Annotated in this window: 7 protein-coding genes; 3 read left to right on the forward strand and 4 right to left on the reverse strand. The window is 49.7% G+C overall.

What is annotated here, in order from left to right; translation table 11 throughout:
• The first annotated feature begins 24 nt into the window (after positions 1-24).
• Positions 25-1,740: a hypothetical protein gene (locus tag BIZ37_RS11280; RefSeq protein WP_255526738.1), complete on the forward strand. Its 1,716-nt coding sequence runs from the start codon at positions 25-27 to the stop codon at positions 1,738-1,740.
• The gene (locus BIZ37_RS11285; RefSeq protein WP_187461594.1) at positions 1,737-2,486 is read left to right on the forward strand and encodes a DUF3726 domain-containing protein; all 750 of its coding nucleotides are present in this window, start codon (positions 1,737-1,739) and stop codon (positions 2,484-2,486) included. The genes BIZ37_RS11280 and BIZ37_RS11285 overlap by 4 nt, the downstream gene beginning before the upstream one ends.
• A 101-nt stretch (positions 2,487-2,587) precedes the next feature.
• On the opposite strand, the gene hutH is transcribed toward BIZ37_RS11285, so the two are convergent.
• The 4 genes from hutH to hutI are packed head-to-tail and all read right to left on the reverse strand — an operon-like array spanning position 2,588 to position 8,161.
• Entirely contained in the window at positions 2,588-4,120 is a 1,533-nt protein-coding gene (gene hutH, locus BIZ37_RS11290; RefSeq protein ID WP_187461595.1) for a histidine ammonia-lyase, read from the reverse strand.
• Positions 4,121-4,142: 22 nt separating this feature from the next.
• Entirely contained in the window at positions 4,143-5,834 is a 1,692-nt protein-coding gene (gene hutU / locus BIZ37_RS11295; RefSeq protein WP_187461596.1) for a urocanate hydratase, read from the reverse strand.
• Positions 5,835-5,889: 55 nt separating this feature from the next.
• Positions 5,890-6,915: a formimidoylglutamase gene (gene hutG, locus BIZ37_RS11300; protein ID WP_187461597.1), complete on the reverse strand. Its 1,026-nt coding sequence runs from the start codon at positions 6,913-6,915 to the stop codon at positions 5,890-5,892.
• Positions 6,916-6,928: 13 nt separating this feature from the next.
• Entirely contained in the window at positions 6,929-8,161 is a 1,233-nt protein-coding gene (gene hutI / locus BIZ37_RS11305) for an imidazolonepropionase (protein WP_187461598.1), read from the reverse strand.
• A 495-nt stretch (positions 8,162-8,656) separates the two neighbouring features.
• Between hutI and BIZ37_RS11310 the strand changes: the two genes are divergently transcribed.
• The gene (locus BIZ37_RS11310; RefSeq protein ID WP_187461599.1) at positions 8,657-9,034 is read left to right on the forward strand and encodes a four helix bundle protein; all 378 of its coding nucleotides are present in this window, start codon (positions 8,657-8,659) and stop codon (positions 9,032-9,034) included.
• Positions 9,035-9,204: the final 170 nt, after the last annotated feature.

The following is a 9,204-nucleotide window of genomic DNA, read 5'->3' on the forward strand; positions in this document are numbered from 1 at the left end:
ATTATAAAATTGGTGGTGAGCAATATGGATGCACATCGTTCCCTGAAATCTAATAACACCTTACGCCTGCCAGAAGTGGTTATGGCTCCGGAAAGACTAGGTGCTATGCACCAAAACCGGATTAGTTTTGTCCGTTACTTTATTCGCCAGATGGCGCAGAAAAAGTGGCAGGTAAGCCAACACGATTGGCAACTGTCACCTGAAGGTTACGGTCATGCGATTTATCGGCTTGAAACCCAGCAACACCAGTACCACCTCGTGGTGTTCTGCGATGAAATCAGCGATGAAGAGCGTAATGACCGCGTCATTGCCGAAAAGTGGGATGTCACATTTGCCCTTATTCAGGGTGAGGTTGATAAGTCGCTGCTAGAAAGGTTACGAGCCAATGTGCCGTTGCAGGAAGCAGGCCGTAACCCTAACAGTGCCTTGGTCCTTGCACGTGCCAATAAAAGCGTGCGGGTATTCGAACACCTAGTGTCAAACCTTGCTGAGGGTAATCAGCCAGACCCACAACAGTTGGCGAATGTCGGATATATCCTGCGCACTACTGCGGTTTATGGTAACGGAAAGTTCGGGATTGCAGATTTCAAACTGCTGGAAGACAACCCAGATTTCCATCAGTCTTTCAGCGCCCAGATGTGTGCCGTATATTTACTTCGTGAGTTCAGCCTTGATTGGATTCATTATCTTGCCAAGCAGCGAGGGGGTGAAAAAGCGACAACCTTGCACCGTTCACTACAGCGCTATCTGGGGGTGGGCAATGCCACCGGATTGGGGATGGCTCCCTACCTGATCAACCACCCTTGTATTGTTGATCAGTGGATGACTACACGGGAGCAAGCCCTCGCTGAGATTTTAGGCCAGGCTTTTGACCGGGCTAAGTTACCTCAGTTGGACCATTTACTGGGGCAGGCGGTTATTCACCTAAACCAAGTCGTGACGATTGATGATCACCAACGCTTATTGAACAAGCAAGCCAAACAAGAGCTAACCACTTTCAGAAATGTTATTGCCAACTTTGCACCAGAGAGCACAACGGATTGGCATGCGCTTTTTGAGCATTCGCAAGGTAGTGGGCTGGAAGCCCAAGAAATCATTCTTTCTTGTTTAATGGAGCTTTACCCCGATATTGCAGACAGTTTTCAAGAGAAAATGAACTGTGATGAAACGCTAGCGCTGACCAGCGGTAAGAAAGTAAAAGATCTGATGTTGGTATTAGAAAGTCGCTACCGCTGGGCTATAGATACTGATTTCCAATTGCCTGAGAACAGCTATTGGTTCTGGTACCGTTCGCAAGATAAAGAAGAGCCGCGCCTTGGCGTTCGTGGTGAAGAGGCCGGTGAAGAGCGGGAATTGCCGCTCGATATTGGTCGTCAGGTATACCGGTTGTATAGCGCTTTACTGCAAAGTGAGCCGCAACAAACCTTGGCCGAGTTTTTGGTACAGAACCCGCAGTACCGGGGGATTGCCAAGCGAGCATGGACTTTGGGTAACAAAGTCATGGGTGATATTCAGATGAATGTGTTGCACAAAGGCTCGCTACCTATGCACTTGTTGCGTTGTAAGCTGGCGGTATTTGGTGCGACCAAGTTTGACCCGCGCTCCGACCGTTGGGTGCAAGTGACGTTTTTCCAAGGCGCTCCATTGCTGGATGAAATTCACGATGGGGAGTGGCTCTTCCCAGTCCTACCATCAAGCCAAGAGTTATCATTGTCCGGTTTAGCAGGAGAAGCAAAATGATTGTATCTCATAATGAGCTAGTGACTGCCGTAAACAAAGCATTCCTAGGGTTACGTCGCTGTTGTGGTGAAGCGGATGTGATAGCAAATATGGTCGCTGACTTGCAACTGGTTGGTCTCAATGGCGTTGCTCATTTCAATAAAGCCGTGCCTTATTTGGCCAACGAAAAGGATAGCCCAGTTACCTTGGTAAAGCCTACACAGGACAAAATTGAAGTCGACATGGGTGGGGCAAGTTTGGCTTGCCATCTACCAAGTGTGATTGATTATGCGGTCGAACAGATGGTGAAGGTGAAAATACTGACGATCCATGTCAGCAATTGCCACAACCGCTGGCTTGCCTATAGTGAGCTGGTAAAACTGTCAGCGAAAGGGTTGGCCTGTAAGGCACAGTGGTCAAATGGCTCCGATAGGAGAAAGACGCTCTATGTGTTGAATAAAGGCTGTGTATTCCCTGAGTTATACCAGTCCGATGAGCGCTCTGAAGACCATGTTTCAGAAGCCTATGTAAATGTTCATGATATGACCATTGAGTTATCGGTTTCTAACTTCGCTCTTCCCTCTCCGAGTATTCAAGGATATCAGCAAATCGATTCAGCCAGTTTACGAAATACCTACTTAAACGCTTGGCGTGAGGGGATACAGGTTGACGATGCAGAGTGGAAGAAACTCAAACAAGCTGCCACGGTATTCTTAGTTGAAAACAGTGAAGTTTCTGCCAAAGGGGCGGGGGAGCTCGTTGTTTAACAGCAAATAATCAAATAGCAATTAACAAGAAATAAGCGCCCCATATCAATCAATATGGGGCGCTTTTTTATATCCCTACATTATGGGTTGATCATCGCGACTTAAAAGCTAGGCAACAGTTGTGATGGCATTAGCGTGTTGTAATGGGCTTCCAGCAACAGTTCATTGGCTTTTTCGATATCCGGCGCGAAGTAGCGGTCCTTATCGTAGAAGCTCACACGTGCCCGCAGCATTTCCTTCGCTTGCTCCAAACGTTCCGAACTGCGGTTTGGCGAGCGGAAATCCAAGCCTTGTGCTGCTGCAAGCAGTTCAACCGCCAAGATCCCGCGGGTATTTTCCGACATGTCCTTGAGCCTGCGACCGGCAAAAGTGGCCATAGAGACATGGTCTTCTTGGTTTGCTGAAGTCGGCAGGCTATCGACAGAAGCGGGATGGGCGAGGGTCTTGTTCTCGCTGGCCAGTGCCGCAGAAGTTACCTGCGCAATCATAAAGCCGGAGTTCACGCCGCCGTTATCGACCAAGAAAGGCGGAAGTTTGCTCAGCCCACTATCAATCAACAGGGCCATGCGGCGCTCTGACAAGCTACCAATCTCAGCGATGGCAAGCGCGAGGTTATCGGCAGCCATGGCAACCGGTTCGGCATGGAAGTTACCCCCCGAAATGATGTCGCCATCTTCGGCAAACACCAATGGGTTGTCAGAAACCGCATTGGCTTCAATCTCGAGAATATCTGCAGAGTGGCGGATCTGCTGCAGGCAAGCCCCCATAACCTGAGGCTGACAGCGGAGTGAGTAAGGGTCTTGGACTTTTTCGCACTGCTGGTGCGAGAGGCCAATCTCACTTTCCTTGTCTAGCAGGTGGCGGTAGGCCATTGCGGCATCAATCTGGCTACGGTGACCGCGCACGCGATGGATTCGCGGGTCAAACGGACGGCGGCTACCGAGCGCAGCATCAACTGACATAGCACCACAGACGGTGCCCGAAGCATATAGGTCTTCGGCGGCAAACAAGCCTTCAAGCGCAAAAGCGGTAGAAGCTTGTGTACCATTGAGCAGCGCTAGGCCTTCTTTTGGTGCTAAGGTAATAGGTTCTAGGCCTGCTATTTTCAGTGCTGCTGCACCGCTGATAACTTCGCCATTGTGCCTAGCCTGTCCTTCACCTAAAAGCACCGTGCTCATATGAGCCAATGGCGCAAGATCGCCTGATGCTCCAACCGATCCTTTCTGTGGGATGCAAGGGTAGACTTCAGCGTTTACCAGCGTGATTAGCGCATCAACTACTTTTGGTCGGATCCCCGAATAACCACGGGCAAGGCTGTTGATCTTCAGGGCCATCATCAGCCTGACGGTATGATCTTCCATGAACTCGCCAATGCCAGCGGCATGGGACAATACAATACTGCGTTGCAGGGTTTCTAGATCTTCGACGGCAATACGGGTGTTGGCAAGCAAGCCAAAACCTGTGTTGATGCCGTAAACGACCCTGTCTTCTGCGATCACCTGCTCAACGGCCTGGGTACTTGCTAACATGTCATCATAAGCTGTGTTATTAAGTGACAGTGTCACTTTGTGGCGACTGATATGTCGCAGCTGCTTGAGAGACAATTTCCCCGGATTGATTTCAATTTGGTACATACAACGTCCTTTGGTGATCTTATTATTTTTGGGTTGAAGGGATCATCGGTAAGTCTAGGCCTTGTTGTTCGGCACAGTTAACCGCGATGTCGTATCCGGCATCGGCGTGGCGCATTACACCGGTTGCTGGGTCATTGCGAAGTACGCGGCCAACACGTTCGGCGGCCTCATCCGTTCCGTCACAGACAATGACCATGCCTGAATGCTGCGAGAAGCCCATACCTACACCACCACCATGGTGTAGTGATACCCAGGTTGCACCTGAAGCTGTGTTTAGCAATGCATTAAGTAGTGGCCAATCTGACACAGCGTCAGAACCATCCATCATGCCTTCGGTTTCACGGTTAGGGCTGGCGACCGAGCCGGAATCGAGGTGGTCACGACCAATGACAATCGGTGCTTTCAGCTCACCGTTCTTGACCATTTCATTGAACGCTTTGCCTAGGCGAGCACGATCTTTAAGGCCCACCCAACAGATCCGTGCTGGCAAACCTTGGAACTGGATACGATCACGGGCCATGTCTAGCCAATTGTGTAGGTGGGGATTATCAGGGATCAGCTCTTTCACTTTCTGGTCGGTCTTATAGATATCTTCTGGATCGCCAGAGAGGGCTGCCCAGCGGAAAGGCCCGACACCTTCGCAGAATAGCGGACGGATATAAGCCGGAACGAACCCCGGGAAGTCGAAGGCATTCTCTACACCGACCTCAAAAGCCATCTGGCGGATGTTATTGCCGTAATCTACGGTTGCAGAACCTGCTTTCTGAAGGGCGAGCATCGCTTCTACCTGCACGGCCATAGATGCCTTAGCGGCTTTGACAACCTCGGCTTCGTCGCGCTGACGCATCTCGGCGGCGTGCGCCATAGTCCAGCCTTGAGGGAGGTAACCATTCAATGGGTCATGGGCTGAGGTTTGGTCGGTAGTACAATCAGGCACAATGCCACGTTCTACAATTTCAGAGAAAACATCGGCCGCATTGCCAAGCAGGCCCACAGAAACAGGCTTGCCGGTTTGTTTTGCTTCTTCGATAATAGCCAAAGCTTCATCAAGGGAAGTTGCCTTGCAATCAACGTAGCCAGTACGTAGTCGGTAGTCGATACGGCTCTCATCACATTCAACGGCAAGCATTGAGAATCCAGCCATAGTGGCTGCAAGAGGCTGAGCACCACCCATACCACCAAGGCCACCGGTTAGGATCCAGCGACCAGAACTGTCACCATTGAAGTGCTGTTTTGCCATGGCAACAAAGGTTTCATAGGTGCCTTGTACGATGCCCTGGGAGCCGATATAGATCCAACTACCTGCTGTCATCTGGCCGTACATCATCAAGCCTTCTTTATCTAGCTCGTTGAAATGCTCCCAGTTAGCCCAGTGAGGGACCAAGTTCGAGTTAGCGATCAACACTCGAGGCGCATTGCTGTGGGTTTTAAATACACCGACTGGCTTACCGGATTGAACCAGTAAGGTTTCATCTTCTTCAAGGCGCTTTAGCACCTCAACGATTTTGTCATAGCACTGCCAGTTCCTTGCAGCACGGCCAATGCCGCCATATACCACCAAAGCATGTGGGTGTTCGGCCACGTCAGGATGGAGGTTGTTCATCAACATCCGAAGTGGGGCTTCGGTTAACCATGACTTGGCATTAAGCGTTGTGCCTGTTGGGGCAATAATGGTGCGGCTTTCATCCAAGCGAGGCTGGGTATCGTGTGTCATGTGGCTCTCCTTGCAATGCTGTCACTGTAATGGGTTATAAAGACAGCGGCGTTGATTAACGTAGGGCACGGGCGATGGTCCAGGCCAGTCGCGCTGCGAGTCGTGCTGTTTGGTTGTCGATATCAAATCTCGGGTTTAATTCCGCCATATCAGCAACCAGCACTTTCTTTTCTCCAGAAGGTGTTTCGGCTGCTAATACGGTATTTATTAATGGTTCAATGATGTCTTGCGGTACACCTCGTGCTGCGGGAGCGCTGACCCCCGGTGCGGTGCTGGCTGGAAACACATCAATGTCGATGGTCAGGTAGAGGTAATCGCATTGGGCAATAAAGTGCTCCAATGACTCTATGATCAAAGGCAAGCGCTGGTGGGTGAGCTCGCAGTCGTCGAAATAAAGCACGCCCAACTTGTCGGCTTTTTCATAAAGCGCCTGAGTATTGCCTGCGCGGCTCAAGCCAAGGCAGGCATAGTTGAATGGCCAGCCCTGCAGCTCGCAAAACCGTGCAATTTGCTGGAAAGGTGTCCCCGAACTGCCTTGTTCGGCAGAGCCACCAGAAGGCGGGTTACGCAAATCAAAATGGGCATCGAAATTGATAATGCCAATTTTGGGAACCGAGAGGGTGGTGGCCAAATCCTCGGGCTCTATCACACCGTCTTGAGCGTGCTGTTTTTGCAGCAGGTAACTGCCTATACCTTGGAAAGTTCCCCAAGCCACTTCGTGGCCACCGCCGAATACGATCACTTTGTGCTTTTGGCGAAGTGCACGGCAGACATCGGCTCCCAAGCGTTGCTGGGCCTGTTCAAGGTTACCATCATTGCAGCAAATATCGCCGCCATCATAAACGGGCTCGGTATGGTGCCAGGCTAGGTTTGCCAGCGCTTTTCTAATCGTGATAGGGGCATCATAAGCCCCGGTACGGCCTTTGTTACGGGAAACACCTTCATCGCAGGCAAAGCCGAGCAGCATGATGCCAGCATCGTTGACTTCATCCGCAGGCTTGATCACCTCATGCCAGCGTAATCCTAAGTTACCGTCTTCTGGGTCGCTGCGGCCTTTCCACACTGTCATATCAACTGACATGGGGGACTCCTCCTTATTGCCCTGAACGAGGTAAACTAGCTTGGTTGAACAGTTCACCATTGACTATTCGCGCCTTGAGATCAGGCACACCAAGGCGGTATGACAGCTCGGCTGGGTGCGATAACTTCCAAATGGCTAAATCAGCTTTCATACCCTGACAGATTTGACCTCGCTGCTCATCAAGCCCAAGTGCTTTGGCTGCATTGATTGTCACACCGCGTAGGCACTCTTCCGGTGTTAACCGGAACAAGGTACATGCCATGTTCATCATGGTACGAATAGAAGCTATGGGTGAGGTGCCGGGGTTGAAGTCAGTGGAAATTGCCATTGGCACATTCAGCTGACGTAGCTGATCGAGCGGTGGCATCTGGCTTTCGCGAAGGAAATAAAATGCGCCGGGAAGCAAGGTCGCGACAGTGCCACAAGCGGCAAGGGCTGCTACACCTTCGTTATCAAGGTACTCAATATGATCAACAGATAAGGCGCCCATTCGAGCGGCCATGGCGCTGCCACCTAAGTTGGAGAGCTGTTCAGTATGCCCCTTAATAGCAAGGCCATGTTTTTGCGCGGCTTGGAAGACTTGCTGGCATTGGTTGGTACTAAAACCAATGCCTTCACAGAATACATCGACGGCATCAGCTAAATGCTCATGAGCAGCTGCGGGAATGATCTCATCACAAATATATTGGATATAGCTGTCGGGATCTCCGGCGTATTCAGGTGGCAGGGCATGGGCAGCGAGCAAGGTCGTCGAGACATTGATATCCGGCATTTCGCCGATCCGACGTGCCACCCGAAGCATTTTCAGTTCATCCTCAAGGGTAAGGCCGTAGCCCGATTTTATTTCGACTGTCGTTACACCTTCATTTTTCAGGCCCTGCAACCGTTCGCACGCCAACAGGAAAAGGGTTTCTTCTGATGCTTCACGGGTAGCTCGAACGGTAGATAAGATCCCACCGCCCGCTTTGGCGATTTGCTCGTAAGGCACACCATTGAGGCGCTGTTCGAATTCTTCGGCACGGTTGCCGGCAAAGACTAGGTGAGTGTGACAATCTATCAAGCCCGGTGTAACCAGTGCGCCTTGGCAATCAATGACTTCAGGATGTCCGTGGCAGTCAAAATGCTCTCTGTGGCCAGCATACATAATCATGCCATCCTGAATCCCGATCATCGCATCGCTGATGACTTGGTAGCCATCTTCGCCTGCTAGGGTGACCATTTTGATGTTTGTCAGCACTCTATCCATTTCGTGGCCCTGAAGTTATGTCCTGTTGTGAACCCATATTGCTCATTTCATGTTTCTAGCAAGGGGTTCAATATTCATAATGTATATACAAATGAATAGGCAATTTCAGAGCGAAATTCAAGGTGGGATGTAAATGAAATGTGATCGTAATTGTAATTAATTGCTGACAATCGTCGGGTTATGAGAGGGATCGCACGTTTGAGTGCTGAGGGGTAGAGGAAAATCGGGGGAGGCCAGAGGCCCTAGGTCCTGGGAAAAGAGGGTCCTAGGAAAGGGGGGCCTTGGTGCTGGGACAAGCTCATTTTGAGAGCCAATTGGGACAAACATAAGATACTGAGGGGATGACTAAGCGAAGTTTAAGCTTGCTAGTTTTTGTGTAAGTTATAAAGAGTTGATTTTCATTAAACTGAGTGGTGGCTTTAACTTGCAGATAAAGATTTTGCATTCAGTAATTTATGTAATCATCTTTGGAATGCTGACTATTCTGGAGTTGATATGGAGTATTTCAAATTACAGGTATGGCAAGAAAGCTACAAAATAGCTGCGTGTGTTTATCGTTTAATGAGAGGCTGCAAAGATTATGGTTTTAAAGACCAAATAAGTCGTGCCGCTGTCTCTATACCTTCCAATATTGCAGAAGGAGAAGAAAGGGAGACTCGTCGAGAATCAGTCCGTTTTCTTTACTATGCAAAAGGTTCCTGTGGCGAACTGCTAACACAGCTAATGCTTGCTAGAGAGTTTGGATATATAGAGCCTAATAAAGCCAATGAAGTTATTGAAAACACCCAATTGTTAGGCAAAAAGCTAGCTAAACTCATACAGTACAGAAGCGGCCAAGTCAGAGAAGAGGGAGGAAACTACTCTGATTATTAATTGCTTTTACAATCTCATAATTATTTTTTCTGTTGTGCTCATGTAAGCGAGATTTCAAAATAGAACCCAGAACCTGAAGTGACCCCCTAAAAGTAGACACCTCTTTATTAGGAATAAGAGGTGTTTATATGAAAGTTGTTACTAGACGAAGCTTTACCGACGAATTCAAG

It is taken from the genome of Photobacterium sp. BZF1 (assembly GCF_014349205.1).
In the GTDB taxonomy this organism is placed as follows: Bacteria; Pseudomonadota; Gammaproteobacteria; order Enterobacterales; family Vibrionaceae; genus Photobacterium.

Coding starts and splice junctions, on each gene's coding strand:
- BIZ37_RS11280 (WP_255526738.1), top strand. CDS start 25: ATGGATGCACATCGTTCCCTGAAATCTAATAACACCTTACGCCTGCCA.
- BIZ37_RS11285 (WP_187461594.1), top strand. CDS start 1,737: ATGATTGTATCTCATAATGAGCTAGTGACTGCCGTAAACAAAGCATTC.
- hutH (WP_187461595.1), bottom strand. CDS start 4,120: ATGTACCAAATTGAAATCAATCCGGGGAAATTGTCTCTCAAGCAGCTG.
- hutU (WP_187461596.1), bottom strand. CDS start 5,834: ATGACACACGATACCCAGCCTCGCTTGGATGAAAGCCGCACCATTATT.
- hutG (WP_187461597.1), bottom strand. CDS start 6,915: ATGTCAGTTGATATGACAGTGTGGAAAGGCCGCAGCGACCCAGAAGAC.
- hutI (WP_187461598.1), bottom strand. CDS start 8,161: ATGGATAGAGTGCTGACAAACATCAAAATGGTCACCCTAGCAGGCGAA.
- BIZ37_RS11310 (WP_187461599.1), top strand. CDS start 8,657: ATGGAGTATTTCAAATTACAGGTATGGCAAGAAAGCTACAAAATAGCT.